This window comes from Kribbella sp. NPDC059898, assembly GCF_042730855.1.
In the GTDB taxonomy this organism is placed as follows: domain Bacteria; phylum Actinomycetota; class Actinomycetes; order Propionibacteriales; family Kribbellaceae; genus Kribbella.
On record NZ_JBHWKR010000019.1, the window covers coordinates 54,959 to 81,948 of the forward strand.

Here is a 26,990-nt window from a genome sequence, read left to right on the forward strand (position 1 = left end):
CTGGGCATCCACCCCGCTGAAGGAGGCTCCGATGACCGTCGACATCCCTGCGTCCGGCCGGACCCTGCTGGACCGCCTGGAACGCCTGCCGCTGTCCCGTCCGCACCTGATGCTGCTGCTGATCGGCGGCCTCGGGATCGCGTTCGACGGGATGGACGGCTCGCTGGTCTCGTACCTGCTGCCGGCCGTCAAACCCCTGTGGCACCTCGCCCCGTGGCAGATCGGGCTGGTCGGCAGCTCGCTGCTGATCGGCATCCTGGTCGGCGCGCTGAGCGCCGGAATCATCGGTGACGCGATCGGCCGCCGCAAGGTGATGATGTATGCGCTCGCGCTGTACTGCGCCGCCACGCTGGTCGCCGCGTTCGCGCCGTCCTGGGAGCTGTTCTTCAGCGCCCGGATCGTCGCGGGCATCGGCGTCGGCGCCGAGGCCGCGATCATCCCGGCGTTCATCGCCGAGTTCATCCCGGCCCGGTCCCGCGGCCTGCTGGTCGGCGCGGTCGCCGGGTTCTTCTCCGCCGGGTACGTCGTGTCGGCGCTGCTCGGCCGGTTGTTCGTCCCGGCGTTCGACAACGGCTGGCGGGTGGCGCAGGTGCTCACCGCGCTGCCGGTGCTGATGCTGCTGTGGTGGCGCCGCGGTCTGCCGGAGTCGCCGCGCTGGCTGATCCAGCAGGGCCGGTACGCCGAGGCGGGCGCGGTCGTCGACGCGCTGGAGGACGCCGTACGGGCATCCGGCAAGGATGTCCCGCCGGTGCCGGCGCAAGTTCCGCAGACGACGTTGTCGGTGCCGCGGGCGACGAAGCCCGGCGCGGGGCTGATCCTCATGTGGCGCGACGGCCTGGCCCGGCGTACCGCTGTGCTGTGGTTGTTGTGGATCTCGATCACGTTCGCGTTCTACGGGTTCTTCACCTGGATCCCGTCGCTGCTGGTCGAACGCGACCTGACCATCTCGAAGAGCCTCAGCTACGCGTTGCTGATCACGGTCGCGCAGATCCCCGGGTACTACTCCGGCGCCTACCTGAACGAGCGGCTGGACCGGAAGTGGACGATCGCGTTCTACCTGACCGCCGGGTCGGTGTCGGCGCTGCTGATGGCGAACGCCGGGAGCAACGGGCAGTTGCTCGTGGACGGCATCCTGCTGTCGTTCTTCATGAACGGGACGTACGCCGGGTTGTACGCGTACACGCCCGAGGTCTACCCGACGGCGATCCGGGCGACCGGTATGGGTACGGCGTCCGCGGTCGGGCGGCTCGGCGGGATCAGCGCCCCGATCCTGATCGGCGTGCTGTTGACCTCGATCGGGTTCCTCGGGGTCTTCTCGATGATCGCGGCCGCGCTGCTGCTCGGTGCGCTGGCGATTCTCACGCTCGGGCTGTCGACCCGCGGCCGGCGGCTGGAGGATCTCGATCCGGAGTACGCGGTCGCGCACAACTCGGTCGGTGTCGCGGAAGTGGCGAACTGATCATGAACACGGTGTTCGTCAACGCGACCGTCCTCGACGTCCGGCAAGGACAGCTGATCGAGGACCAGGAAGTTGCCGTCCGCAACGGCCGGATCGTTTCCGGCGTACGGCGCGGTGGGCAGGTGATCGACCTGCACGGGCGGATCCTGATGCCCGGGCTGATCGACTCGCACGTCCACGTCACGCAGGGCAGCGAGAGCTTCGCGGAGCTGAAGTCATGGCCGGCGTCGTACGCGGCGCTGCGGTCCGCACAGACCCTGAACGACATGCTGCATCGCGGTTTCACCACCGTTCGTGACCTCGGCGGCGCCGAGGCCGGGCTGGCGCGGGCGCTCCGCGAAGGGCTGATCGAGGGGCCGCGGCTGCTGTACGGCGGGCCGATCCTGGCGCCGACCGGAGGGCATGTGCTGACCCGGATCTGCGACGGACCGGTCGAACTGCGGCGGGCGATCCGGGAGCAGTTGGCGCAGGGGGCGCATCACATCAAGCTCACGTTGAGCGGCGGGGTGGTGTCTTCGATGGCGCTCGACTCGCTGGCGTACTCCGAGGAGGAGATCCGCGCCGCGGTCGAGGAGGCGGGGTTCGGGCAGGGGTACGTCGCGGGGCACGCGTACTCGGCCGCGTCGGTGAACCGGGCGATCCGGTACGGCGTCCGGACGATCGAGCACGGGAACCTGATCGACGCGGAGAGTGTCGAGTTGTTCCTCGAGCACGGTGCGTTCCTGGTGCCTACGTTGGCGACGTTCGATGCGCTTCGGCGGAGTGGGGCGGAGCACCTGACTCCTGAAGGCAGGGGGAAGCTCGACACCATTCTTGAGCGCGGGCTGGAGGCGCTGGAGCTGGCCGACCGGGCGGGGGTGGCGATCGGGTACGGGACCGACCTGCACGGGGCGTTGCACGCTCGTCAGCTGGACGAGTTCACGTTGCGCGCCGAGGTGCAGAAGCCGGCCGACATCCTGCGGTCCGCGACGGTCGTCGGGGCCGAGATCGCAGGGCTGGTGGGCGAGGTGGGGGAGATCCGCGACGGTGCGTGGGCCGACCTGCTCGTTGTCGACGGCAACCCGCTCGAGGACATCGCCGTACTGACCGAACCCGAACGCCGGTTGCGCCTGATCATGCAGGCCGGCCGGATCGTCAAGAACACGCTGGACAAGGAGATTGCCTGATGTGCCGTGACCACGACGAGCTCGACCCCCTCCCCACCTCCCTCAGTCGCCGCGGCGTGATCGGCGGCGCGATGGCCGTGATCGGCGCCGGCCTGGCGGCCGTTGGCCTCCCCGCCGAGGCGTCGGCTGCAGGCGGGGCAGACGCCGGCGGGTCGTCGGGCGTGGGCTCGCCTGCGACTGGGCGCGCCGGGCTTGGGCGCGCCGGACTCGGGCGCCTGCCGGTGCCGGGTGCGGTGGTCGTCGAGGGCGGCACCCTGCTCGACCCGCTCACGGGGCAGGTGGTCGAGGATGCGGTCGTCGTACTCGACCGTGGGAAGGTAGTGGCCGCAGGCAACCGTTCGCAGACTCGGGCGGCGGTTGCCGTGGCCAACGGACAGGTGATCGACGCGGGTGGGCGCTGGATCCTGCCGGGGCTGGTCGACGTCCACGTGCACGAGAACGCGGTCGCCGACGCGCACGCGGCGCTCGTCCTCGGCGCGACGACAGTACGCAGCGGTACGTCGGACTTCTACCAGGACATCGGTCTCCGGGCGCTCGGTCCGTGGGCGCCCGGTGTGGTACCGCGGATGCGTGCGACCGGGACCTTCATCACCCCGGACCTCGGCACCACGATCATCGGCGACCCGGCGCTCGCCCCGCTGGCCGGCGGCGTACGGACCCCGCAGGAGCTGCGGTACATGACGTCGGTCAACCTCGACCGCGGCGTCGACTGGGTGAAGACCCGGGTGAACCCGCGCGCCGGGATCCCCGACCAGGATCCGCTCGTCCAGGTGTACGACTACGAGCAGATCCGCGCGATCGTCACCGAGGCCGGCCGGCGCGGCGTCGGCGTGATGTGCCACAGCTACAGCGAGAAGGCGATCGACGACGCGGTCCGGGCGGGGATCAGGACGCTCGAGCACGGCGTGTTCGTCGGCGAGCGGACGCTGGTCCGGATGGCGCGGCAGAACACGTACTTCACGCCGACGATGTCCGCGATCAACGGCCTGAAGGACTCCCCGAACCCGATCCTCAAGCAGCGCGGCGAACAGTTCTTCCCGGTCCTGCAATCCGCCGTACGCCGGGCCGCCGAGCTCGGCGTCAACGTGGTCGCGGGCACCGACTCGTTCGGTCTCGCGGTGGACCCGATCGGCGGCGAGGTCCGGCTCCTGCACGAGGCCGGGATGAGCGCCCTCGACGCGATCCGCGCCGCCACCACCGGCGCCGCCCGCCTGCTCGGCCTGCAGAACACGGTCGGCCGCCTCGCCCGCGGCTACGCCGCCGACCTGATCCTCGTCGACGGCAGCCCTCTCGACACACCCGCCGTACTCGAGAAGCCCCATCTGGTCATCGCGAACGGCACCGTGGTCGGCGGGTGACTTGGACACCCGGTGGGGTCGGGCGACAAGCAATAGCTTGTTCAGCGACCCCGCCGCGTGTTCAGCGGGTGATGCGGTCGACGCGGCGGCCGGTGTGGTCGAAGAGGTGGATGTGGGTGGTGTCGAGGGCCAGGTGGACGCGGGTGCCGCGCTCGAGCTCGGTGTCGACCGGCAGCTCGACGACCAGGTCGGCGCGCCGGTGGGTCGGGCCGTGGATCTCGGGTTCGGGGGCGGGCGGTGAGCCGAGGCCGATCCGGGTACGGAGGCGGGAGAAGCGCGACGGCTCCGGGGCCGTGGCCGGGATCGCGTGCGCGGGTGCCGGGCGGCCGATCCGGTCCGGGTCGGCGACCTCGATGCCGCACTGGACGAACGCGATCGACTGCTGGCCGTGGAACTCGAACGCGCGGATCGTCCCGGTCAGCTGGTTCGGCGCGTCCTCGGTAGTGATCAGGGTGAAGGCGTTCGAGCGGGCGCCGACGATCACCGGGGCGCCGTGGTGGTGCCGCAGGATCAGCGACCGCCGGTCGGTGGGGTCGAGGCCGATCGACTGGGCGCCGAACTCGAGCCGGACCCGGTGGTGCGCGGTCACGTTCACGGTCGCGGCCAGCAGGTTGATCCGCGGCGTCCCGAGGAAGCCGGCCACGAACGCGGTCGCCGGGTCGTTGTAGACCTGCGTCGGCGTACCGACGTCCTCGATCCGGCCGTCGCGCATCACCGCGATCCGGTCCGCGAGCGTCAGCGCCTCGACCTGGTCGTGCGTGACGTACAGCGTGGTGACGTTCAGGTCGCGGGTCATCGCGCCGATCTCCTGCCGGAGCTCGGTCCGCATGGTCGCGTCCAGGTTCGACAGCGGCTCGTCGAGCAGGAACACCTCCGGCCGCCGTACCAGCGCCCGTCCGATCGCGACCCGCTGCCGTTGCCCGCCGGACAGCGTGCGCGGCATCCGGTCCAGCACCGAATCGATGCTGAGGATCTGCGCCAGCCCGGCCGCGGTGGCCCCGGCCTCGGCGTCACCGTGCCCGGCGATCTGCAGCGGGAACATGATGTTCTCCTGGACCGTCCGGTTCGGGTACAGCGCGCCGGTCTGGAACACCATCGCGACGCCCCGGTCCCGCGGCGCCATGTTCGTACCGTTGGTCCGCCCGAACCAGACCTCACCCTCGGTCACCCGCTCGAGCCCGGCGATCATCCGCAGCAGCGTGGTCTTCCCGCACCCGGACGGCCCGAGCAGCACCATGAACTCGCCGTCACCGATCTCCAGCGACAACTCGTCCACGGCCACGTGTTCACCCTCGAACACCTTGGATACCGCGTCGAGCCGGATCGCCGTCATGTACGCCTTATACGGGACACACAGGGCCACCGGCAAGAACTACTGCATGTAGATGCAAGTAGTTGCTGAATGCTTGACTGTTGCCTGTGGCAACTAGTGGCTGACGGTCGAGCCGTTGACAACGATCGCGTTGAGGGTGCCGAGGGGGCTGGTGGGAGTCGGGGTGAACTGGAGAATGTCGGCTCGGGTGCCGGGTTCGAGGCGGCCGCGGTCGCGGAGGCCCAGGAGGTTGGCGGGGGTGGTGGTCGCCATCGTCACGGCGATGTCCAGCGGGAGGTGCTTCGCGGCCCAGCGGAGGCAGTCCAGCAGCGAGGCGCCGCTGCCGGCGAGGTACGGCGTACCGGTCAGGCGGAGGCCGCCGTCGGACGTGACGGTGACCGCGCCGCCGACCGCCGTCTGGTAATCGCCCGGCGCGCAACCGGCGAGCGCCGCGGCGTCGCTGGTGAGGACGCAGCGCTCGGCGCCTTTCGCGCGGACCAGCGCGACGAACGTGTCGGCCGGGAGATGGTGGCCGTCGGCAATCAATCCGGCGGTCAGGGCGTCCTCGGTGAGCTGCGCCCAGATCGGGTTCCGGTGCCGGTCGACCTGCGCCGGAAGCCCGTTGCCGAGATGCGTCGACAACCGTCCGCCGGCCGCCGCGAACGCGTGCACGTCCGCGGCGCTCGCTAGTGAATGGCCGACCGACGGCAGTACGCCGTTCGCCGCGAGGTGCCGGGTGAACTCGATCGCGCCGGTGCGTTCGGGGGCGATCGTCATGATCGCGATCGCCCCGTCGGCGGCCGCCTGCCAGCGGTCGAACTCACCCGTGTCCGGGTCCCGGATCACGGCCGGGTCGTGCGCCCCGCGGGCACCCTCGACGGACGAGATGTACGGACCCTCGAGCTGCAGACCGGGTACGGCGTACCGCACGACCGGATCGTTCGCGCGGGCCGCGGCCGCCGTCTTCACGAGCGTCGTCGTGGTGGCGTCGTCGGCGGAGATGATCGTCGGGACGACCGTGGTCACGCCCTGCGCCCAGAGTGCGCGGACGAGTGCGGGCAGCGCGTTGGCGGACGGGTCGTTGACGTCCAGGCCGCCGTACCCGTTGAGCTGGATGTCGACCAGGCCGGGGATCAGCAGCAGGTCCGGCGCCGACGGGTGGTCGGCGACCTCCTCGATGCCGGCGGGGGAGTACCGCACCCGCACGCCGCGGCCGTCCGCCGTACGGCCTTCCAGGACCTCACTCGTCACAGTGCGCCTCCACGGGCTCGGGGTACCGGACCAGATAACTACATCTTGGGACTGACGGCAAAACCTGCTAGTTTGCTGCAAACGTTTGTAGCCTATCACCGTCCCGAGGGAGCAGATCGTGTCCGTCACCCAGATCGAGGACCTCCGCCTCGAAGTCTTCGCCGCCACCGCAGACATGGCCGCCGCGGCCGCCGCCGGCACCGCCGAGGTGCTCACCCGTGCGGTCGCCGAGCGCGGCGCCGCCCGGGTCGTGATCGCCACCGGAAACTCGCAGCTCGCGTTCGTCACGGCCCTGAGCGGGTACGACGTCCCGTGGTCGAAGGTCACCGTCTTCCACATGGACGAGTACGTCGGCATCGACGCGCACCACCCGGCGTCGTTCCGGCGCTGGATCCGGGAGCGGATCGCGGAACCGTTCGGCCCGGCGCGGGTGGAGTACATCGACGGCGAGGCGGCCGACGTCGACGCCGAGTGCGCGCGGTACGAGGCGTTGCTGCGGGCGGCGCCGATCGACCTGACCTGTATGGGGATCGGGGAGAACGGGCACCTCGCGTTCAACGAGCCCGGGCAGGCGGATTTCGACGACCCGCGGTGGGTCAAGCAGATCACGCTGACCCCGGAATCCCTGCGGCAGCAGGTCGGCGAGGGACACTTCCCGGACGTCGCCGCGGTGCCTCCGACGGCGATCTCGCTGACGGTGCCCGCCCTGCTCAGCGCCCGCGAAGTACAGGTGGTCGCTCCCGAGCAGCGGAAGGCGGCCGCCGTCCGCAACACGCTGACCCTGCCGATCGACGCCACCTGCCCGTCGACGATCCTCCGCCGTACCCCGCACGCGAAGCTCTACCTGGACGGCGCGTCCGCCGCCGCCTCCCTCGACCTCCTCCCCGCCACCGCCTGATCACCCGCGGTCCGCGAACCCTCCAGTCCAGGGGAGATCCCCTGCACTGGAGGGTTGCCCACTGAAAATCTCGGGGGGCAAGCCTCCAGTTGAGGGGGCAACTCCTACGCGAGCAGGGCGGGAAGGTTGACGGGGCGGTGGGTGGTGAAGGACTGGATGAGGGCGTCGCCCATGGCCACGGCGTACGCCGCTTCCGTGCTGGTGGCGAGCAGGCCCAGTTCGACGGACTCCGGGCTCGGGCCGGCGAACAGGTCGTGCCGCATCCGCGGGTCGGCGCCGCCGTGGCCGCCCTGTTCGGCGGCGACCTCGATCTCCCGGGCCGGGCCGAAGAGTTCGGCGACCCTGATCCGGTCCGAGTCGGGGAGGGCGGCGCCCTCGACCGTGCGACCGTGCAGCAGGTCGATGGATCCGTGCGTACCGGCGACGCTCAGCCGGAAGCCCTCCCAGGTGCTGGAGAAGTCGATCGAGTACGTCAGCATCGCCCCGCCGGGGTAGCGCGCGACGGCGCTGTAGGTGTCCTCGACGTCGATCTCGTCGTCGTAGATGTAGAGCTGCCGGTCGGCGGGGTACTGGCCTGGGTAGTGCAGCCCGAACAGTCCGGCCCGTACGTCGGCCCCGTCGGGGAAGACGCCGGATCCGTGCTGGGCAAGGAAGTACGGGTCCTCGGCCCGGGGCGCCCGGTGCGGGCTCGACGCGCCGTAGTAGTTCAGCGCGCCGTACCCGAAGATCTCCTCGGGTGCCTCACCGATCCACCAGTTCAGCAGGTCGAAGTGGTGTGACGACTTGTGCACCTGCAGGCCGCCGGAGAGCTCACGGCGGCGGTTCCAGCGCAGGAAGTAGCTCGCGCCGTGCCGCAGGTCGACGTGGTAGTCCATCACCACGCGCGTGACCCGGCCGATCGTGCCGCTCTGGATCAGCCGCTTCACCTCGCGGTGCGCGGCGGCGTACCGGAAGTTGTGCGTCACCTGCACGCTCCCGCCCGACGCGCGCTCGGCCTCCAGCACCTCGCGCGCGGCGGCCGCGGTGGTGACCATCGGCTTCTCGGTGATCACGTCGATGTCCTGCCGGAGCGCTCCGAGGATGTACTCGGCGTGCGTGTGGTCCGGCGAGGTGACGATCACCGCGTCCGGTACGACGGTCTTCAGCATCTCGTCGTAGTCCGCGAAGTACGGGATGGGCGCTTCGAGCGAGGCGTTGAACTCGGCGACCCGGTCCGCGTCGGTGTCGACGATCGCGACCACCTCGGCGTACTGCGAGAGGTCGTCCTCGTCGGCGCCGTACCCGAAGCCTCCCTCGGCGGTGCGGTCGGTCAGGCCGAGGATCGGGAGGACGAAGCTGGCGAGGCCGCGGGCGGACAGACCGCACACGGCGTACCGGCGGATGGCGGGCATCGGGGCTCCTTCAGTCGAGCAGCCGGCAGCAGGCGCTGTCGGCGGCATACAGGCCAAGACTCTCGAACAGCGTGCGTGCGATCACCCGGTGGCCGCGGCCGCCCGGGTGCGTCGGGTCGGCCATCCACTCCGCCGGCGCCCACCCGTCGCCGGCCGTGGTCCACTGCGCGAAGTGGTCGACCAGCAGTACGTCGTGGTCCGCGGCGACGGTCCGGATGGTGTCGGCGTACGCCGGGAGGTGGTCACCGAGGTTGTACCGGCAGGTGCGCAGTACCGCGGTCGGCGTCTGCGCGACGACGAGCGCGCCGGTGTCCAGGATCGTGGTCAGCAAGGTGTTGTAGCGCTCGGCGAACGCGGCGACGCCGTCCGCGCCGGCCTTCGCGTCGTTGGTGCCGACACCGATCACGACCAAGTCGGGCGCGAGGTCCAGCGCGGCCGGGAGGCGGCCGAGGGTGTCCTCGGTGTTGGCGCCGGAGACGGCCCAGCGGACGAACGAGTCGCCGTACCGGGTGAGCTCGTAGCGGACGCGTTCCTCGAGCAGCTGGACGTAGTCGCGCTCGGCGCCGGTCCAGTGCGCGCCCTGGGCGATGCTGTCGCCGATCGTGGACCAGCGGATCGGTTCGTCCGACCGCAAAGCGGCCTCGACTCCGGTGCGGTTAGCCATGGCGACCACGATAGCAACATTCTCTGCTATTGCGACAAACGTTTGCAGTCCGTATCGTCCAGCGCACCCCCTCCGTCACAGAGGAGTCCGCCCATGAACGACAGCTCCGGAATCACCCGCCGCAGTCTGCTGGCCGGGACGGCCGCCACCGCCTTCCTCGCCGCAGGTACGACGACCCCGGCCCGCGCCGCGGCGTCCGCTCTCACCCTTCCGAACCCATCCGCCGACGGGATCGGCCGCGGGCAGGTCTTCGACAACTCGATCCCGGACCGCTCGGTGTACGCCGGGCTGGTCCAGTTCGTCTGGGGCGCCGCCAGCCTCGCGCAACCGGCCGGCGCGGTGCCGTCGGCGTACATGCCGGCGTTCCGCGACTTCGACAAGACGCACACGCTCGCGTGGTACCAGGCCAATCACCCGGACTGGGTGGTGTACCTGGCGGATCGGACCACGCCGGCGTGGGAGTTCTCCAACACGACGTACGTTCCGATCGACTTCCAGAACCCGGACGTCCGGACCTATACTGGAACGCGTTCATCCAGCCGAAGATCGACGCCGGCTACCCGATCATTGCCCTCGACAACGTCGGAACGTTCAACGCGTTCGTCAGTTCGGGGCACTGGCGGGGGAGCACCTGGATCCAGCAGTACTCCGGGGACCGGGTCGACACCGCCTGGTCCAGCGCCGTACTGGACTGGCTGTCGTACCTGTCAGGTCGGCTGCATGGCCTGGGCATCGGGCTGGCCGCCAACATCACCTGGAACGGGTCGGTCGTGCTGGCCGACATGCTCGAGGCGGTCGGGTTGGTCGACGTGTACGTCGACGAGCAGGGCTTCACCGTGCACCGGCCGGGGAACTACAACGACGCCGCCTGGCTGAACAAGTACAACTTCACCCGGCAGGTCGCGGCGCAGACGCTGCACTTCGCGATCAACCAGACGACCGAGGACACGCTCGCCACCGCGACCCAGGCGCAGCTCGACTGGGCGGTCGCGAACTACCTGCTGTACCGCGAGCGGAAGAGCATGATGACGCTCTGCGGACTCGGCGAGTACCACGTGTGGGTGGATTGCCCGCAGCTGCACACGAACGTCGGCACCCCGTCGGCCGCACCGGTGCAGGACGCGTCCGGCGCGTACACGCGTGCCTATCAGCGTGGTCTGACGCTGGTGAATCCCTCGTCCACCGCGACCGCGGTGGTCACGCTTCCGTCCGGGACCTTCACCGATCTGCACGGTCGGACGGTGTCCGGGCAACTGTCCCTTGCGCCCAACTCGGGCAGCGTTCTAGCTCAGTGAGAGGAATGTTCATGAGAGTCCGCCGAATGTCTTCGGCCGCGGTGATCGTCGCCGTCGGCCTGGGAATGCTCACGTCAACGGCTCGAGCGGCTGAGCCCGACAGTGCGGGTGGTGCGTGTGCGCCCGCGGCGTCCGGCGTACCGCTGCCGGTGACGCAGGATCACGGCGTACTGCAGGCGCAGGTGTTCGACCGGCAGGTGCCGGATCCGTCGGTGTACGCGGGGCGAGTCGGGTTCGTCTGGGGCGCGTTGAAGGCGGCGCAGCCTTCGGGCGTGCTCGCCAGTTCGTACGTGACCGCGTTCCGGAACGCGCCGGCGCGGCAGTACACGCCGGAGTGGTTCAAGACCAACCACCCGGACTGGATCGAGTACACCCCCGACCGGACGACGCCGGCGTGGGAGTTCAACAACCAGGTGTACACGCCGATCGACATTAGCAACCCTGAAGTACGTCAGTGGTTCACCACGAACCTGATCGATCCGGCGCTGGCCGCCGGCTTCAAGACAATCGCCGTGGACAACATCGGCGTACGGAACGACTTTCACGTCAGCGGGCACTACGACAAGGACGGGAACTGGGTGCAGCAGTTCGGCACCGACCCGAAGGACCCGGCGTGGGTCGCGGACGTGCTCGACTGGCTGCGGTACCTGCGTGACTACGCGCACGCGCACGGGGCGTCGGTGGCGTTCAACCTGACGTTCAACGGGTCGCTGCACGACGAGTTCCAGGACAAGTCGCCGGAGTATCTGGCGGCGCTCGATCAGATGATCGACATCTCCGACATCTGGCTGAACGAGCAGGGCTTCACCGTGCACCGCGTCGAGAACGTCGTCGACGACGAGTGGCAGATCATGTTCGACCTGCTCCGCCGGCACCGCTGCAAGCCGTCGGTGATCATGAACAAGCTCCCCACCGACTACTGGTACCAGGCGACACCCGAGCAGCGTCAGTGGGTCGTGGCCAACTACCTGCTGTACCGCGAGTCTCCCGCGATGCTGGAGTCGACCGGCCGCAAGGACTACGCCGGCTTCAACGAGATCCCCGAAATGTCGGCCGACCTCGGCAAGGCCATCACCCCGCCGGTCCACCGCGGCCCCACCCTCTGGACCCGCCTGTACCAGTCCGGCCTCACCGTCGTGAACCCCACCTCATCCACCCCCGCCGCCCTCAACCTCCCCGCCGGCACCTGGACCGACCTCCACGGCGTCCAGTACTCCGGCACCATCACCGTCCCCGCCAACACCGGCCTCGTCCTGAAGCACTCCTGAAACCAGAACGCACCGCTCCCGTCTCCGGGAGCGGTGCGTTTCTCAGCTGAGGGCTTCTGGGGGAATGCCGGTGGAGCCTCGGATGACCAGGCGGGTTTCCAGTTTGACCGTCGTGGTCGGGGTTTCCTCGTCGTGGAGCTGGTTCAGGAGGAGGTCCACAGCGGCGGAGCCGAGCTCGGCGGCGGGGACGTGGATGGACGTCAGCATCGGGTGCGTGACCGTGGAGAGCGGGCTGTCGTCGATGCCGATGACGCTGATCTCGCGGCCCACCTGCATTCCGCGTTCGGTGAGGCGGGACATCACGCCGAGCGCGATCAGGTCGTCGTACGCGATGGCGGCGGCCACCTCGGAGGACTGCAGCAGGTCCGCGGCGCGCATGCCGGCCTGGATCTGCGGTTCGAAGGGGCCGAGCTCGCGCAGCTCCACGTCGTTGGCGGCGCAGGCCTTGGCGAGGGCATCGCGGCGTTGCTGGTTGGACCAGGAACGGCGCGGGCCGGCCAGATAGGTGATCCGGCGGTGGCCGAGGGAGACCAGGTGCTCGACGGCCTCCTGCATGCCCTCGTTCTCGTCGATGACGACACTGCCGGCGCCTTCGACCTCGCGGTTCACGAACACGACCGGGAGTTGCTGCGCCAGCCGGGTGAGCTCGGCGGGCGCGGTCCGCGGGGACGCCAGGATCAGGCCGTCGACCTGCCGGCTCAGCCCGCGGGCGAGCTCGAGTTCGTCGGCCACGTGCTCGTCGGTGTCCGCGATCAGTACGGCGTACCGCTTGTCGCGGGCGCGCGCCTGGACCGACTTGATGATCGGCGGGAAGAACGGGTTCGCGATGTCCGGGACGACCAGGCCGACGGTGTCGGTACGCCCGGACACCAGGGACCGGCCGGCCCGGCTGGGCGCGTAGCCGAGCTGCCGGGCGACCCGTTCGATCCGGGCCCGGGTCTCGGCGTTCACCTTCTCCGGATCGGTCAGCGCCCGCGACACGGTCGACGTCGACACGTTGCAGGCTGCGGCCACCTCCGCCAGCGTGACAGCCAAGGCAAGCTCCCCAAGTCGCGTACGGATAGTTCATGGCATCGTAGCGCAAACGATTGCCGCTCCTCTGCACCCTGATTGTAACCACTTGGAGGAGTTTCCACTGCAAACCGTTGACTCTTGCTGCAAACGTTGGCAGTCTCATCACACCCCGGCCGGTCCGGCCGTGGATCGAAGGGAGATCCCGTGCGCTCCAGAGTGAAACTGACAGCGGTCGTGGCCGGTCTGGCCCTGCTGTCCGCCGTGACGGCCTGTTCGGGGGGCGCCGGCGCCACCGGCGGGGCCGCGAAGACCCCGCCGCTGACGGTCGCGGCGTACTCGCAGCCGACCTTGCAGCCGAACTTCAACCCGTTCTCGGTGAACGCCCTGCGCGGCACCATCGGGCTGATCTACGAGCAGTTGTTCGACTTCAACACCGCGCACGCGTCCGAGTTCATGCCGAGCCTGGTGACGAAGTACACCTGGGCGCCCGGCGGGAAGGCGATCGACCTCGCGCTCGACAACCGCGCGAAATGGTCCGACGGCAGCGCGCTGACCGCCGACGACGTGATCTTTACGTTCGACTACCTGAAGCAGCACGAACTGCTGGCGCTGCCGGTCGACAAGGTGACCAAGACCGCCGACGGCGTGCACCTCACGTTCACCAAACCGGCGTACGCCGCGATCCAGGATCTCGGCCGGACCGTGATCGTGCCGAAGAAGGTCTGGACCGGCAAGGACCCGGACACCGACACGAACCTCAAGCCGATGGGCTCCGGCCCGTACACGCTCGGCCAGGTCACCGGCCAACAGGCCACGTTCAAGGCACGCGACGACTACTGGAAGCAGAAGGTCCCGGTTCCGCAGATCACCTACGTGACCACGAGCAACACCAACCTGCTCGCACAGCAGCTGGTCCGGCACGAGGTCGACCTCGCGTACGCCGGGATCCCGGACGTCAAGACGCAGTACGTGCAGAAGAACGCGGCGCAGAACCACCTCTGGCCGGTCTACGCGAGCATGAAGCCGCTGATGCTGAACCTGAAGCGCAAGCCGTTCGACAACGTGCACGTCCGCAAGGGCATCGCGCTGTCGATCGACCGGCAGGCGGTCACCGACGCGTACAACCCGGGCGTCTACCAGCCGGTCGGCCCGACCGGGCTGTACCAGGGCACCTGGTCGAAGTGGATCGACGCGAAGGACCGCGACCCGCTGAAGCCGGACAAGACCGCCGCGCTGGCCGAGTTCGCGCAGGCCGGCTACAAAGAGCAGGGCGGCAAGCTGATCGGTGCCGACGGCAAGCAGCTGAAGCTGCAGATCCTCACCGTCAGCGCGTTCGCGGACGGTATGGCGTACACGCAGGAGCTGGCGTCGCAGCTGACCGCGGTCGGCATCGACGCGACCGTGAACGGCGTACCGTCGGCCGCCTACACCGGTGACGAGGACAAGCGCGACTTCGACGCGATCTACGGCGACGCGTTCACCTTCGGGACGAACCCGTACACGTTCTACAACAAGATGCTGTCGAAGAAGTCGAAGACCAACGTGGTCGGCTGGGACGACCCCGCCACCGAGGCCGCGCTCGGCGCGCTCGCGCAGGCCGCGCCGGACGCGCAGTTGCAGGCGTCGAAGCCGCTGCAGCAGATCATGCTCACCCAGCTTCCGGTGGTCCCGGTGTCGGTGAAGGGCACGCCGTACATGTACAACACCGAGCACTGGACCGGCTGGCCGAGCGCCGAGGACCCGTACACGACGCCGGACCCGGGCGCGATCAGCGGTGTGTTCGCGGCCACGATGTTCCTCTCGCTGAAGCCGGCATGACCCGGTTCCTCGGTACGCCGTTCGTGCAGCGGATCGGGTTCTACCTGATCGCGGCCTGGTCCGCTGTCACGATCAACTTCGTCCTGCCGCGGTTGATGCCGGGCGATCCGGCGTCGGCGATCCTGTTCAAGATGTCCGAGCTCGGGCCGGTGTCCGAGCAGCAGGAGGAGCTGGTGCACCGGCTGTTCGGCGGCGCCCGCGGGCAGTCGTGGTGGCACGAGTACGTCGGCTACCTGAACGGGATCGTGCACCTGGACTTCGGGCGGTCGATCTCGTTCTACCCGGCGACCGTGTCGGCGGTGGTGAAGTCCGGCTTCCTCTGGACGTTGCTGCTGGTCGGCAGCGCGACCGTGATCGCGTTCGTGCTCGGCACCGGTCTCGGAATCGTGGCCGGCTGGCGGCCGGGGAAGGCGCTCGACTCGGTCGGCAGCCTGGTGTCGATCTTCCTGCACTCGATGCCGTACTTCTGGGTGGCGCTGATCCTCGCGTACGTGTTCGCGTTCACGCTCGGCTGGTTCCCGCTGTCCGGCGGCGCCGACCTCGGGCTGGTGCCCGGGTTCGGCCCGGACTTCCTGAGCAGCGCGGTCCGGCACGCGATGTTGCCGGCCGCAACGATCGTGCTGACCTCGGTGAGCGGGTGGATGATCCACATGCGCAACATGATGGCGTCGGTGGTGAACGAGGACTACGTGCTGCTCGCGCAGGCGAAGGGCCTGCCGGGGCATCGCGTGGTGTTCTCGTACGCCGCACGCAACGCCGTACTGCCCAGCATCAGCGGCTTCGCGGTGTCGATCGGGATGGTGGTCGGCGGCTCGCTGCTCACCGAGATGGTGTTCAACTATCCCGGCCTCGGCAGCCTGCTCAACCAGGCGATCGTGAACGTCGACTACCCGCTGATGCAGGGCCTGTTCCTGATCATCTCGCTGACCGTGCTGGCGGCGAACTTCGTGGTCGACTCGCTCTACGTACTGATCGACCCCCGCACCCGGGAGGTGTCGTGATGGCCCGCGACCGCAAGGTGACCGTCGGACTGGCGGTCCTCGGCGTGATGCTGCTGATCGCCGTCCTCGGTCCGTACTTCGTCAGCGGGGTGCTCGGCCAGTCGCCGACCAAGCTGCACGCGGGTCCGCCGATGGCGGGTCCGTCCGGCGAGCACTGGCTGGGTACGACGTCGTCCGGCGTGGACGTGTTCGCGCAGTTCATCACGGGTACGCGCGTGTCGGTGTTCGTGGGCCTGGTCGGCGGCACGATCTCGACGTTCCTCGCTGTACTGTTCGGGCTGGTCAGCGGGTACCACAAGGGCAAGACGGGGGCCGCGCTGACCGGGTTCGTGAACATCTTCCTGGTCATCCCGGGGTTGCCATTGCTGCTCCTGATCGCGAGCTACACCAGGGGTCGCGGCGGTTGGCCGGCGGTCGCGCTGATCATCGGGCTGACCAGCTGGGCCGGTGGCGCGCGGGTCAAGCGGGCGCAGACGTTGTCGCTGCGGAACCGCGACTTCGTGGCCGCCGCGCAGTACTCCGGTGACAAGCAGACGCGGGTGCTGTTCCTGGAGGTCGTCCCGCATCTGGCGCCGGTGATCGCGTCGACGTTCCTGTTCGCGGTGGTCGGGTCGATCGCCGCGGAGGCCGGGCTGGACTTCATCGGCGCCGGCAACACGAACACGGTCAGCTGGGGCACGATGCTGTACTGGGCGCAGTCGCAGGGCGCGTTGCAGACCGGTGCGTGGTGGTGGTTCCTGCCGCCGGGCCTCGGCATCGCGCTGGTCGGTACGGCGGCCGGCCTGGTCAACTTCGGGATCGACGAGCTGTCCGACCCACGGCGCCGTACGCTCCGGACCTCCGCACGGACAGCCAAGAAGCAGCGGAAGGCGGTGACCGCATGACGTTGCTCGAAGTCCGCGACCTGGTGGTCGAGTACAGCGAAGAGGTGCGCGCGGTCGACAAGGTGTCGTTCGACGTCGGCCGCGGCGAGATCTTCGGCGTCCTGGGCGAGAGCGGCAGCGGGAAGACCACGCTGATGACCGCGATCACCCGGCTGCAGCGCCCGCCCGCGCGGATCGCCGGCGGTACGGTCACCTACCGGCCCGCCGACGGCGAGCCGGTCGAGCTGCTCGGCTGTACGCCGCGGGAGCTCCGGGAGCTGCGCTGGGAACGGCTGGCCGTCGTGTTCCAGAGCGCGATGAGTTCGCTGAACCCGGTGATGCGGGTCGGCACGCAGTTCGCCGACGCGATCCGCGCGCACCGGCCGATGAAGCGCGCCGCGGCGTGGGACCGGGCCGGGGAACTGCTCGAACTGGTCGGCATCCCGCGCGACCGGGTCCGCAGTTACCCGCACGAGCTGTCCGGCGGGATGCGGCAGCGGGCCGCGATCGCGCTGTCGCTGGCCTGCGAGCCGGACCTGGTGGTGATGGACGAGCCGACCACCGCGGTCGACGTGGTGATGCAGCGGCAGATCCTCGACAATCTGAAGGACCTGCAGGCGAGCTTCGGGTTCTCGGTCCTGTTCGTCACGCACGACCTGTCGCTGCTGGTCGAGCTGGCCGACCGGATCATGGTCATGTACGCCGGTCGCGCGGTCGAGATCGCCGACGCGTCGGCGATCTACCGGGACCCGAAACATCCTTACACCCAAGGGCTGCGGGACTCGTTCCCGTCGCTGCACGGTCCGCGCCGGGAGTTGCGCGGGATCGGCGGGGCGCCGCCCGACCTGCGCCGGTTGCCGACTGGGTGTGCCTTCGAACCGCGGTGCCCGCAGCGCGTCGACGACTGCAAGGAGACGCTGCCGTTGCTGATCGAGCGCGACCGTACGCAGGCTGCCTGTCTGCTTCTCGACCGTCAGGAGGTGGGCCATGCTGGAGGCCATTGACGTCACCAAGCGGATGGCGTTGCACGGCAGGCGGCACGGTCAGTGGTTCACCGCGGTGGACTCGGCGTCGCTGAAGCTGGAGCCGGGCAAAGTGGTGGCGCTGGTCGGCGAGAGCGGGTCGGGCAAGAGCACGCTGGCCCGGATCCTGGCGCTCGGGGACGAGCCGTCCGAGGGCACGATCAAGCTGGGCGGCAAGGAGGTCAGCGGCCGGCGGCGCGCGGACCGGCAGGCGCACTTCGGTCAGGTGCAGCTGATCATGCAGGACCCGTTCGCCTCGCTGAACCAGCTGCACAAGGTCCGCTACATCCTCGGCCGGCCGCTGCGGAACTTCGGCGCGAGTGGGGACCTGGACGCGCGGATCATCGAGCTGCTCGAACGGGTGAACCTGACGCCGGGGGAGCAGTACATCGACAAGTACCCGCACGAGCTGTCCGGCGGGCAGCGGCAGCGGGTCGCGATCGCCCGCGCGCTGGCCGCGGACCCGACCGTGCTGATCGGGGACGAGCCGGTGTCGATGCTGGACGTGTCGATCCGGCTCGACGTACTGCGGCTGTTCGCGGACCTGTGCGCGCGGGACGGGCTCGCGATGCTCTACATCACGCACGACATCGCCAGCGCCCGGTACCTTGCGGACGAGATCACCGTGATCTACGCGGCCCGGATGGTCGAGGGCGGCCCGGCGGAGGAGGTCACGCAGCACCCGCGGCACCCGTACACGCAGCTCCTGCTCGAGTCGTCGCCGGATCCGGACCGCGACAGCGAGCGCGGTAGATTGCCGATTGTCGACAATCCTACGGAGCCGGTCGACCGGGAGCAGGAGCTCGCGGGCTGCCCGTTCGCGGCCCGCTGTCCGCACGCGATGCCGGTCTGCACCGAGAAGCCGCCGCCGGTCACCACCCTTGCCAACGGTCATTGGTCGCGCTGCTGGCTAAGTGACAGCTGACGTGAGCGTGACGTCGACCGTGGTGCGGTTGAGGTAGTCGGTCCACGCCTGCGCCAGCCGCGTGACGCCTTGAGTCAACGTTGCCGGCGGCAACGCATATGGCAGGCGGGTGTGGTGGTCGGTGCTGCCGTCGGCGGAGAACACCGCGCCGGGGAGCAGCGCCACGCCGTACCGGAGGGCGATCTGGGCGAAGTGGGTGGCGTCGCCGTGCGGGAGGCGGACCCACAGCGACGCGCCCGCCTGCGGCTCCTGCCAGCTCCAGTCGGGGAGGTGCCGCGCGAGCAGCTCGGTCAACGTCCGCAATCCGACGGGCAGCGCGGTACGGCGTTCCGCCTCGGCTGCCGGGCGGTGGTCGAGCAGCCGCAGCGCGACCTCCTGCGCGACCAGCGAGCTGCCGAGGTCGGTGATCCCGCGGACCCGCGCGAACCGGGACACCACCTGCGGTACGGCGCGGATCCAGCCGAGTCGCAGTCCGCCCCAGAACAGCTTGCTCATCGACCCGATCGTGACCAGCCGCTCGTGCGTCCCGAGCGCAGGCGGCGTCGGCCGGCCGTCGAACGCCGTACCGGCCAGTGAGGTGTCGTCGACGAGCACCACCTCGTGCTGCTCCAGCAGCTTCGCTAGCCGCGCGCGCAGGTCGTCGGACAGGACGGCACCGGTCGGGTTGTGCGCGGCCGCCTGCACGTACACGAGCCGCGGCGACTCGTTCGTCAGCAGCCGCTCCAGCGCCACCACGTCGAGCCCGTCGGCGTCCGTCCGCACGGTCCGCAGCCGGCTCCCGGTCCGTGCGAACGCCTCCAGGGCCCCGCGGTACGTCGGTTGCTCGACGACCACGCCGTCGCCCGGCTGCAGGCATCCGCGCGCGACCAGTTCGAGCGCCTGCTGGGCACCTGACGTGATCAGGATGTCCTCGGGCGCCGTCGGCGTACCGGCATCGCTGTACCACCGGGCGATCCGCTCGCGGAGGGCGGGCAGCCCGCGCAGGTGGTAGCCGTGATGCGTACTGGTCAACCGCAGGTAGTCGTCCCGTGTCAGTCCCGCGGCGACGTCGGCGACCAGGTCGAGGCTGGGCAGCGCGGCGGTGGCGAAGTCGATCGTTGCCAACGGCCCGTTCAGGAACTGGCTCGACGCGTGGTCGCCGGCGAGCCCGGACACAGTCTCCCGGTTGCGGTCGAGCGCGACCCGCGTCCCGCTGCCCTGCCGTCGTTCGAGCTGCCCCTTCTCACGGAGCGCCTGGTATGCCGCGACCACCGTCGTACGGCTGACCGTCAGCGCCGTGGACAGCGCCCGCTCCGGAGGGAGGTTGGCGCCCGGCGGCAGCTCGCCACGCCCGATCAGCTCGGCCAGGCTGTCGCTCAACTGCCGGTACAGCGGCCCGGACCGGGCGCCGGTCCCGACCAGCATGCGCGCGAGCTCGTCCGCTGAGAATTTGCCGTCCTGGCTCACAAACAGAGTCCAATTCCGTCGCTCTGGCTATAGAAGGCATCGGTTTCGAAGTCCAATCTAGGGCCCATGCCTGTGACCTATCAGTTCGAGTACCCCGAGCGGCTGCGCGTCGCGTTCATCGGCGCGGGCGGGCACTCGTACCGGAACGTGTATCCGGCGTTCCAGTACGCGCCGGTGGATCTCGTCGCGGTGTGCGACGTACAGCTGGAGCGGGCCGAGACGTATGCGCGGCAGTTCGGGGCGGGTGCGGCGTACGACGACCATCGGGAGATGTTGTCGGTGGAGCGGCCGGACGCGGTGTTCATCGTGACGTCGTACACGGATGCGGGTGATGTGCAGGCGACGGCGCTGGCCGAGGACTGTGTGCGGGCCGGGGCGCATGTGTGGATGGAGAAGCCGACCGCGGCGGGGATCGCGCAGCTGGATCGATTGGAGGCGGCTGCCACCGAGACGGGCCGGACGGTGATGACCGGGTTGAAGAAGATCTTCACACCCGCGACCGAGAAGGTGAAGGCGATCATGGGTACGCCGGAGTTCGGGGCGGCGTCGTCGATCGCGGTGCGGTACCCGCAGGCGTTGCCGGCGCCGGAGGACCGGGCGGACGACGTACGGATGATCGGGTTCCTGGACCACATCTTCCATCCGGCGGCGGTGCTCACGTACCTGATGGGACCGGTCCGGCGGCTGAGCTACGAGTGGGAGCCGCGGACCGGGGCGAGTGTGTCGAGCCTGCTGTTCGAGTCGGGCGCGGTGGGGACGCTGCACCTCGCGGCCGGGGCGGCGAACGGGGCGCCGCTGGAACGGGTCGAGGTGATCGGCGACGGGGCGAACGTCGTGGTGGAGAACGGCGTACGGATCACGTACTACCGGCGTGGGGCGGAGCTCGGGTACGGGCGTACGTCGTCGTTCGTGACCGATGACGCGGTGGCGCCGCTGCACTGGGAGCCGGAATTCTCGCTGGGGCAGCTGTACAACAAGAACTTGTTCTACCTCGGGTATGTGCCCGAGATCGTGCACTTCTGCGAGAGCGTGCTGGCCGGGAAGCCGGTGCGGAAGGGCACGCTGGGACAGGTGCGGGAGATCCTCAAGCTGTACGAGCTGTACCGCCGGCTGCCCGCCGGTACGTCCGCGACGATCGGGAGTTGACCATGGGAGAGAAGAGCCGGGTGACGGCCGCCGACGCGGTGGCGGTGGAGCAGCAGCCGTGGGGGCGATTGGAGTGGATGGTCTCCGCGGCGCTGGGCAACTCCGGCACGATGACGGTCGGCCGCTGCTACATCCGCCCTGGGGAGCAGAACCCGCGGCACTACCACCCGAACTGCGACGAGGTCCTGCATGTGCTGCAGGGCACGATCGAGCACACGGTCGACGACGACAAGGTGACGATGTCGGCCGGCGACACGATCAGCATCCCGTCCGGCGCCGTCCACAACGCCCGCAACCTCGGCGAGGACGAGGCAATCTTCGTCATCTGCTTCTCCACCCCCAACCGCGAAACAGTCGGTGAGTGAGACGCCTAGCTGCTGTAGTCGGGCACCTGGATCTCCGCACCGCCCCGCAATGCGGACTGGTGCGCGCAGATCCCGGGTGCGGTCCACGTCGCTGCCGTCCGGGCGTCGACTCGGGGCATGCGGTGCTCGACGATGCTGGAGACGAACTCGTGGACCAGGTGCGGATGCGACCCGCCGTGCCCGCCGCTCGTGAACCGCCTGATTGCCTCGGGCAACAAGTCCGGTGCACCGGCCGGCTCGACGTCGGCAACGGCTACCTCGCGTCCGCGCCGTACCTCGGTCAACGGGGCCATCCGGAACTCCTTCATCGGTCCGCCCTCGAGCTGCGGCCACTCCAGTGCGCCTTGGTCGCCGTACACCGAGAATCCCTCGAGGTAGCTCCGCCCGAGCTGGAAGAACGACATCGTCACGTTGGCAACCAATGCGTCGTCGCCCGCCAGCTTGAACAGTGCTGCCTCGGTGCCGAACCCGTCGCCCGCGACTCCGATGTGTTCCGGTGTGAGTTGGCTCGATCCGAGGCATCGCACGGATTCCACCCGGGCGTCGGCGAGTGCGAGCGCGGGGGAGAGCGCATGGGTGACGTAGTGCATCGGCGGGTAGCCGCGCCAGTACTCCGGGAACCCGTCGAGGTTCTGCAGATGGTCGCCCTTGAAGTAGCTCAGCCGGCCGAGTACCCCGTCGTCGAGGAGTTGCCTGGCGTGGAAGAACTCGCGGGAGTACACCGCGGTCTCCATCATCAGGTAGTTGCGCCCGGACTCGTCCTGCGCCGCGATCAACGCGTCCAGGTCGTCGAGAGTCGTCGCCATCGGTACGGCGGACGCGCAGTGCCGGCCGGACCGCAGTACCTGCTGGACCTGCCCGGCGTGGAACCGGACGGGCGTCAGCAGATGTACGGCGTCCCACCCGTCCGCGGCGAGCGCCTCCTCGAGCGACATGAACCGGTCCGCGATCCCGAGCCGGTCCGCGACGGTCGCCGTACGGGCTGGGTCCGCGTCCACCACCGCGACCCGGCCGACGTCCGGATGTGCCTGGTAGATCGGTGCGAAGTCGGCTCCGAACCCCAGGCCGACCACGATCACGTCGATGCTCATGCGCCAACTCTGCCGGGTCGCGGCGCCGGCTGCTACCGGGCGAGTGCCGTGCGGAGTTGGCGGCGGGAGGTGATGCCCAGTTTGGAGAAGGTCTTGCGGAGGTGCCATTCGACGGTGCGGGGGCTGATGAACAGCTGGGCGGCGATCTCCGGGTTGGTGAGGCCGTCGCGGGCCAGGCCGGCGATCTGGGCTTCCTGGGAGGTCAGGTCGTTGGTGGTCTCGGCGGTGCGTTTGCGGACCGTCTCGCCGGTGGCCAGGAGCTCGTGCCGGGCGCGGTCCGCGAACGCGGCGGTGCCCATCGCGGAGAGTTGTTCGTGGGCGGTGCGAAGGTGCTCGCGGGCGTCCTGCCGGCGGCCTTCGCGGCGGAGCCATTCGCCGTACAGGAGTTCGGCGCGAGCCGTCTCCAGGCGGAGCGCCGTCCGGCCGAGGTGGTCGATGGAGGCGCGGTACGCCGTCTCGTCGTTGGTCAGGAGGGCCTGGGCGCGGGCGTGCATGCCGCGGGACCAGTCGGTCGGGACGGCCGCGACGCGGTCGGCGAGCCAGGTGAGGGTGGTCTCGACGAGCTTCCGGTCGCCGGTGCGGGAGGCGGCTTCGGCGAGTTCGCCGACCGCGAGGGCGCCGTACGCGACGGGGTCCTGTTCGAAGACCTGGAGTGCGGCGTCGCGGGCGGTCTCGTAGCGGCCGAGGCCGTTGTTGAGGAGGGCACTGGTGTACGTCGCGATCGCGGTCATCCGGCCCTGCTCCTGGGCGCGGGCCTCGCGGATCATTGTGTCGATGAGCGGCTGGGCGGTGGACTCGTCGCCGCGGAGAGCCTCGAGCTGCATGGCGCCGATCCCGAGCACGCGATTGCCGGAGGCCTTCGCCAGTTGGCGTTCCTCCTCGACGTACGCCGCGGTCGCGGTCAGGTCGCCGGTCATCGAGACGACGTTGGCGCGGAAGTTGAGGGCCCATTGGAGCTGGACGAGTGCGCCACTGTCGCGGGCGACGCGGTCGTGACGCGCGGCGAGCTCGAGGGCCGTGTCGAGGTCCCAGAGATCGATCGCGACGATGCCACTCGCCCGGTTGCCGGCCAGCCAGAGCCACCCGTCGTCCGCGTCCCCTTCACGCGCCTGATCGAGCGCCTCCCTGAGCTGCGCCGCGGCCGCGCCATACCCCTGCGTAAACCGAACCGCCAACGCCTGCAACAACACCTCCCCACCCGCACCCCCACCGCCGCGCAGGACGGGTTCGCCGGCTCCTTGACCACCCTCGCCCCCGCCGCTGTGTGGGGTGGGAGCTGCGGTGGCGGTTTCGGTGAGGATGCCGGGGGTTTCGGGGCCGCTGGCCCAGATGGCTGCGGACATTGCTTCGAGGTATGCGACGCGTGCTTGGTCGTGGTTGTGCGGCTCGAGTTGTTGAGCGGCTTTGACGAGCGTACGGGCAGCCTCGACCGCATGCCCGCGGTCGAAGGCGATCTCCCCGCGCAGGCGAGTGATCTCCGCCTCCCGGACCGGGTTCGCGGGACCGGTGGCGGCTCCACCGAGGAGGTCGAGGGCGGAGTCGAGCGCACCGGCACTGCGCTTCGCGGTCGCGGCGGCCAGGACGCGGTCGGCCCGCCGGTCCGGGTCGATCGTCAACGCGGCCGCGCGTTCCAGAAAGATGCCGGCAGCAAAGAACCCACCGCGAGCACGAGCCCTGTCCGCGGACCGTTCCAAGTCTGCAGCGACGTCCTCGTCAGGCGTCACCGCCGCCTGCGCCCGATGCCACGCGCGCCGGTCCGGATCGGTCTCCGGATCGGTCACCGCCGCCAACGCCCGGTGTACGGCGAGCCGTTGCTGCGGAGTAGCCGTCCGATACGCCGCCGACCGCACCAACGGATGCCGAAACCGAACCTGCTGATCGAACTCGATCAACCCCGACGCAATAGCCCCAGCCGCCACATCCGTACCTAACCCGAGCTGTTCGGCGGCGCGCCAGAGCAGGGTGGGGTCGCCGAGGGGTTCGGCGGCGGCGGTCAGCAGGAGGAGGCGGGTTTCGGTCGGCAAGGCCTCGAGGCGGCGGGCGAAGCCGTCCTCGATGCGACCCGCGAGGGTGCCTGACATCTGTCCGTCCGCCAGCTCGGCCGCGGTCCAGGCGCGGGGGAGTTCGAGCAGCGCGAGCGGGTTGCCGCGGGTCTCGGCGACGATCCGGTCGCGGACCCGCGGGTCGATCGGCCCGGGGAGTACGGACTCGAGCAACGCCCGTGCGTCGCCGTCGTCCAGCCCGCGGACCGCCAGCTCCGGCAACCCCTCGAACTCGTGCGCGATCCCGTCCCGCACCGCGAACACCATCGCCACCGACTCGGCCCCGAGCCGCCGCGCGACGAACGCGAGGATCCGCGCCGACATCAGATCCAGCCACTGAGCGTCATCAACCACACACACCACCGGCTGCTCACCGGAAGCGAGCAGGTTGAGCACCGCCAGCCCGATCAGAAACCGGTCCGGCGTAGCCCCGCTCCGCAGCCCGAACGCCGTACCGAGCGCGTCCCGCTGCGGCTCCGGCAACCGCTCGAGGTTGTCCAGGAACGGCAGGCAGAGCTGATGCAACCCGGCGTACGCGAGCTCCATCTCGGACTCGATCCCCGCCGTCCGAGTCACCCGGCACCCGTCGGCCCCCGCGACCAGCACCTCCAGCAGCACCGACTTCCCGACGCCGGCCTCGCCGGTGAGCACCAGCACCTGACTACGCCCAGCCTTGGCCTCACCAACGAGCCCAACCAGCGCCGCAGTCTCCCGCCGCCGCCCACGAAGCTCCAGTTTCCCCACCACGCCCGCCAGCCTAGACGGTCACAGCCTGTCGGTCAGACCAGCACCACCGGGCCGCGGGCGATCTGGCCTGAGCCATGCTGGAGCGTCAGTACGGTCAGGGCGGCCGCTGTGGACTCGGCTTGTACTGCGCTGGTTCCGCTGATGACGCTGCGGCGTACGTCGACCTCCGGGTAGACCTCCGCCCACGCTCTGATGTCCGCCGGACCCACCACGGTCAGGCCGGCGCCGCGTCGGCGTGCTGCACTGAAGGCGAAGCCCAGGGCGTCGGAATCGGCGACGACAACCCTGCCTGTGGACGGGCCGGGCGTACGGTCGTGAGCCAGCCCGACGACCGCGAGCGAAGCTGTCGTACGGCGGGCCAGTCGGCGTGCGAGCTTGCGTTCGTACCGGCGACCGTGGCCGATGACGACCAGCGCACCGGTGCTCTCGCGGGCCTCGTTGAGCAGCGCGGTGACTGGGCGACCCGGGAAGATCGTGGAGGAGACGCGCAGGCTCGGGAACAGGTCCCGGGCGTACTCGATCGCGTCCTGCACGACCACCTCGGCCGCTGCCAGGTCCTGCTCGTCGACGGCCAGGTCACCGAAGGCGTCGAGTACGTGCGTCCAGGGGAACGCGTACACAACGCGGAGCTCGGCGTTACGGGCCGCTGCCTCGGCTGCGGCCCAGTCCAGGGTGTCCTGGCTGTCCTGCTCGATCAAGACCACTACTTGTTCCATGGCCCCACCGTCTCTTCGCAGGTGGGTGCATCACACCAGGGAGACCCACGGGCGGACTCACGTGTCCAGCAGTTGCAGGGCCTCCGTAATGGACCCCGTGACCAGTGCTCCCGTGGTCAGCAACGCCTCACGGGTCATCGCTCCAGTAGTCACCAGAACACACCGCGTACCAGCCGCCTGCGCCGCGTTGGCGTCGTCGACGACGTCACCGATCAGTACGACGGACCCCGGCTCCAGCTGCTGCTCCTGGAGGTGCCGGGCGAGACTGTCCGCCTTGGAGCCACCACCTACCTCACCGGGCAGCCCGTCGACGCGGGTGAAGTACTGGGTGAGCCCGTACTGCTCCACGGTCGGTGTGAGGCGGGAGTGGAACCACATCGACAGCAGCGACTGCGTCCGCCCGCCTGTGGCGCATGCACGCAGTACGTCGTGTGCGCCGGCTGCGAGCTCACACGTGTGCAGGAGTGCGTCGTACCGGTCGTGGTAGAGCTTGTCGACCTGTGCCCACTCTTCTTCGTCGAGGGTGCGCTGCAGGACCTGCTCGTACGAGAGGCGCATCGGGCGCGCGTACGCTGCCTGCCACTCGCCCCACGTCAGCTCTGGCCGGCCGAACCCGGTACAGACCTCGTTGACCGCCGCCAGTACGGCGTGGTTGTCGTTGAGGAGCGTGCCGTTCCAGTCCCACACCACATGCGAAATCACGAGCGTCACTGTAGTGCGGGGTGGAAGGAT

Annotated in this window: 24 protein-coding genes; 13 read left to right on the forward strand and 11 right to left on the reverse strand. The window is 69.7% G+C overall.

Translation table 11 applies throughout. The features are described from left to right. Positions 1–31 precede the first annotated feature (31 nt). Genes ACFV9C_RS39105 through ACFV9C_RS39115 form a run of 3 tightly spaced genes read left to right on the forward strand, consistent with a single transcriptional unit; the run spans position 32 to position 3,983 of the window. Positions 32–1,459: an MFS transporter gene (locus ACFV9C_RS39105; protein WP_380202024.1), complete on the forward strand. Its 1,428-nt coding sequence runs from the start codon at positions 32–34 to the stop codon at positions 1,457–1,459. Positions 1,460–1,461: 2 nt separating this feature from the next. Next, positions 1,462–2,625, forward strand: coding sequence for an amidohydrolase family protein (locus ACFV9C_RS39110; RefSeq protein WP_380202026.1), 1,164 nt, complete (start codon positions 1,462–1,464; stop codon positions 2,623–2,625). Next, positions 2,625–3,983 (forward strand): amidohydrolase family protein, encoded by a 1,359-nt coding sequence (locus ACFV9C_RS39115; protein ID WP_380202028.1) that lies wholly within the window; start codon positions 2,625–2,627, stop codon positions 3,981–3,983. The genes ACFV9C_RS39110 and ACFV9C_RS39115 overlap by 1 nt, the downstream gene beginning before the upstream one ends. 61 nt (positions 3,984–4,044) lie before the next feature. Here ACFV9C_RS39115 and ACFV9C_RS39120 read toward each other — a convergent pair whose 3' ends face one another. Both ACFV9C_RS39120 and ACFV9C_RS39125 read right to left on the reverse strand, forming a co-directional pair. Continuing rightward, entirely contained in the window at positions 4,045–5,316 is a 1,272-nt protein-coding gene (locus ACFV9C_RS39120) for an ABC transporter ATP-binding protein (protein ID WP_380202030.1), read from the reverse strand. 93 nt (positions 5,317–5,409) lie between these two features. Further along, positions 5,410–6,546 carry an N-acetylglucosamine-6-phosphate deacetylase gene (locus ACFV9C_RS39125; protein WP_380202032.1) on the reverse strand — a complete coding sequence of 379 codons (1,137 nt, stop codon included), beginning with the start codon at positions 6,544–6,546 and terminating at the stop codon, positions 5,410–5,412. A 118-nt stretch (positions 6,547–6,664) separates the two neighbouring features. On the opposite strand from ACFV9C_RS39125, the gene ACFV9C_RS39130 reads away from it, so the two are divergent. After that, the gene (locus tag ACFV9C_RS39130) at positions 6,665–7,444 is read left to right on the forward strand and encodes a glucosamine-6-phosphate deaminase (protein ID WP_380202034.1); all 780 of its coding nucleotides are present in this window, start codon (positions 6,665–6,667) and stop codon (positions 7,442–7,444) included. 104 nt (positions 7,445–7,548) lie between these two features. On the opposite strand, the gene ACFV9C_RS39135 is transcribed toward ACFV9C_RS39130, so the two are convergent. The 3 genes from ACFV9C_RS39135 to ACFV9C_RS39145 are packed head-to-tail and all read right to left on the reverse strand — an operon-like array spanning position 7,549 to position 9,879. Further along, positions 7,549–8,835, reverse strand: a complete 1,287-nt coding sequence (locus tag ACFV9C_RS39135; protein WP_380202036.1) for a Gfo/Idh/MocA family protein — start codon at positions 8,833–8,835, stop codon at positions 7,549–7,551. Between the two features lie 10 nt (positions 8,836–8,845). Further along, a complete protein-coding gene (locus tag ACFV9C_RS39140; protein WP_380202038.1) occupies positions 8,846–9,499 on the reverse strand; it encodes an SGNH/GDSL hydrolase family protein in 654 nt (217 codons plus the stop codon). 26 nt (positions 9,500–9,525) lie between these two features. Continuing rightward, a complete protein-coding gene (locus ACFV9C_RS39145) occupies positions 9,526–9,879 on the reverse strand; it encodes a hypothetical protein (protein ID WP_380202040.1) in 354 nt (117 codons plus the stop codon). Positions 9,880–9,954: 75 nt separating this feature from the next. Between ACFV9C_RS39145 and ACFV9C_RS39150 the strand changes: the two genes are divergently transcribed. Next, complete coding sequence (locus ACFV9C_RS39150; RefSeq protein ID WP_380202042.1) at positions 9,955–10,794, forward strand: hypothetical protein; 840 nt, start codon at positions 9,955–9,957, stop codon at positions 10,792–10,794. Positions 10,795–10,820: 26 nt separating this feature from the next. Further along, complete coding sequence (locus tag ACFV9C_RS39155; RefSeq protein WP_380202044.1) at positions 10,821–12,062, forward strand: putative glycoside hydrolase; 1,242 nt, start codon at positions 10,821–10,823, stop codon at positions 12,060–12,062. Between the two features lie 42 nt (positions 12,063–12,104). Here ACFV9C_RS39155 and ACFV9C_RS39160 read toward each other — a convergent pair whose 3' ends face one another. After that, entirely contained in the window at positions 12,105–13,097 is a 993-nt protein-coding gene (locus ACFV9C_RS39160; RefSeq protein WP_380202046.1) for a LacI family DNA-binding transcriptional regulator, read from the reverse strand. 183 nt (positions 13,098–13,280) lie between these two features. Between ACFV9C_RS39160 and ACFV9C_RS39165 the strand changes: the two genes are divergently transcribed. From ACFV9C_RS39165 to ACFV9C_RS39185, 5 genes are read left to right on the forward strand one after another with little or no spacing between them, the layout of a single operon-like run. After that, complete coding sequence (locus ACFV9C_RS39165) at positions 13,281–14,894, forward strand: ABC transporter substrate-binding protein (protein WP_380202048.1); 1,614 nt, start codon at positions 13,281–13,283, stop codon at positions 14,892–14,894. Continuing rightward, entirely contained in the window at positions 14,891–15,895 is a 1,005-nt protein-coding gene (locus ACFV9C_RS39170; protein WP_380202050.1) for an ABC transporter permease, read from the forward strand. The genes ACFV9C_RS39165 and ACFV9C_RS39170 overlap by 4 nt, the downstream gene beginning before the upstream one ends. Continuing rightward, positions 15,895–16,779, forward strand: a complete 885-nt coding sequence (locus tag ACFV9C_RS39175; RefSeq protein ID WP_380202052.1) for an ABC transporter permease — start codon at positions 15,895–15,897, stop codon at positions 16,777–16,779. Before ACFV9C_RS39170 ends, ACFV9C_RS39175 begins: the two co-directional genes overlap by 1 nt. Beyond that, the gene (locus tag ACFV9C_RS39180) at positions 16,776–17,762 is read left to right on the forward strand and encodes an ABC transporter ATP-binding protein (protein ID WP_380202054.1); all 987 of its coding nucleotides are present in this window, start codon (positions 16,776–16,778) and stop codon (positions 17,760–17,762) included. The genes ACFV9C_RS39175 and ACFV9C_RS39180 overlap by 4 nt, the downstream gene beginning before the upstream one ends. Beyond that, positions 17,746–18,705 carry an ABC transporter ATP-binding protein gene (locus tag ACFV9C_RS39185; protein ID WP_380202056.1) on the forward strand — a complete coding sequence of 320 codons (960 nt, stop codon included), beginning with the start codon at positions 17,746–17,748 and terminating at the stop codon, positions 18,703–18,705. The genes ACFV9C_RS39180 and ACFV9C_RS39185 overlap by 17 nt, the downstream gene beginning before the upstream one ends. Here ACFV9C_RS39185 and ACFV9C_RS39190 read toward each other — a convergent pair. After that, positions 18,691–20,109 (reverse strand): PLP-dependent aminotransferase family protein, encoded by a 1,419-nt coding sequence (locus ACFV9C_RS39190; protein ID WP_380202058.1) that lies wholly within the window; start codon positions 20,107–20,109, stop codon positions 18,691–18,693. The two genes, ACFV9C_RS39185 and ACFV9C_RS39190, sit on opposite strands and share 15 nt — an antisense overlap. Before the next feature lie 108 nt (positions 20,110–20,217). Here ACFV9C_RS39190 and ACFV9C_RS39195 point away from each other — a divergent pair, with 108 nt between their 5' ends. Together ACFV9C_RS39195 and ACFV9C_RS39200 are read left to right on the forward strand one after the other, a co-directional pair. Continuing rightward, complete coding sequence (locus tag ACFV9C_RS39195; RefSeq protein ID WP_380202060.1) at positions 20,218–21,297, forward strand: Gfo/Idh/MocA family protein; 1,080 nt, start codon at positions 20,218–20,220, stop codon at positions 21,295–21,297. A gap of 2 nt (positions 21,298–21,299) precedes the next feature. Further along, positions 21,300–21,662: a cupin domain-containing protein gene (locus tag ACFV9C_RS39200; protein ID WP_380202062.1), complete on the forward strand. Its 363-nt coding sequence runs from the start codon at positions 21,300–21,302 to the stop codon at positions 21,660–21,662. Positions 21,663–21,667: 5 nt separating this feature from the next. On the opposite strand, the gene ACFV9C_RS39205 is transcribed toward ACFV9C_RS39200, so the two are convergent. From ACFV9C_RS39205 to ACFV9C_RS39220, 4 genes are read right to left on the reverse strand one after another with little or no spacing between them, the layout of a single operon-like run. Then, positions 21,668–22,753 (reverse strand): Gfo/Idh/MocA family protein, encoded by a 1,086-nt coding sequence (locus ACFV9C_RS39205; RefSeq protein ID WP_380202064.1) that lies wholly within the window; start codon positions 22,751–22,753, stop codon positions 21,668–21,670. Between the two features lie 32 nt (positions 22,754–22,785). Next, complete coding sequence (locus ACFV9C_RS39210; RefSeq protein WP_380202066.1) at positions 22,786–25,542, reverse strand: AAA family ATPase; 2,757 nt, start codon at positions 25,540–25,542, stop codon at positions 22,786–22,788. Positions 25,543–25,574: 32 nt separating this feature from the next. Further along, entirely contained in the window at positions 25,575–26,258 is a 684-nt protein-coding gene (locus tag ACFV9C_RS39215) for a universal stress protein (protein WP_380202068.1), read from the reverse strand. A 57-nt stretch (positions 26,259–26,315) separates the two neighbouring features. Then, positions 26,316–26,960 carry an HAD family hydrolase gene (locus ACFV9C_RS39220; RefSeq protein ID WP_380202070.1) on the reverse strand — a complete coding sequence of 215 codons (645 nt, stop codon included), beginning with the start codon at positions 26,958–26,960 and terminating at the stop codon, positions 26,316–26,318. Between the last annotated feature and the right edge of the window lie 30 nt (positions 26,961–26,990).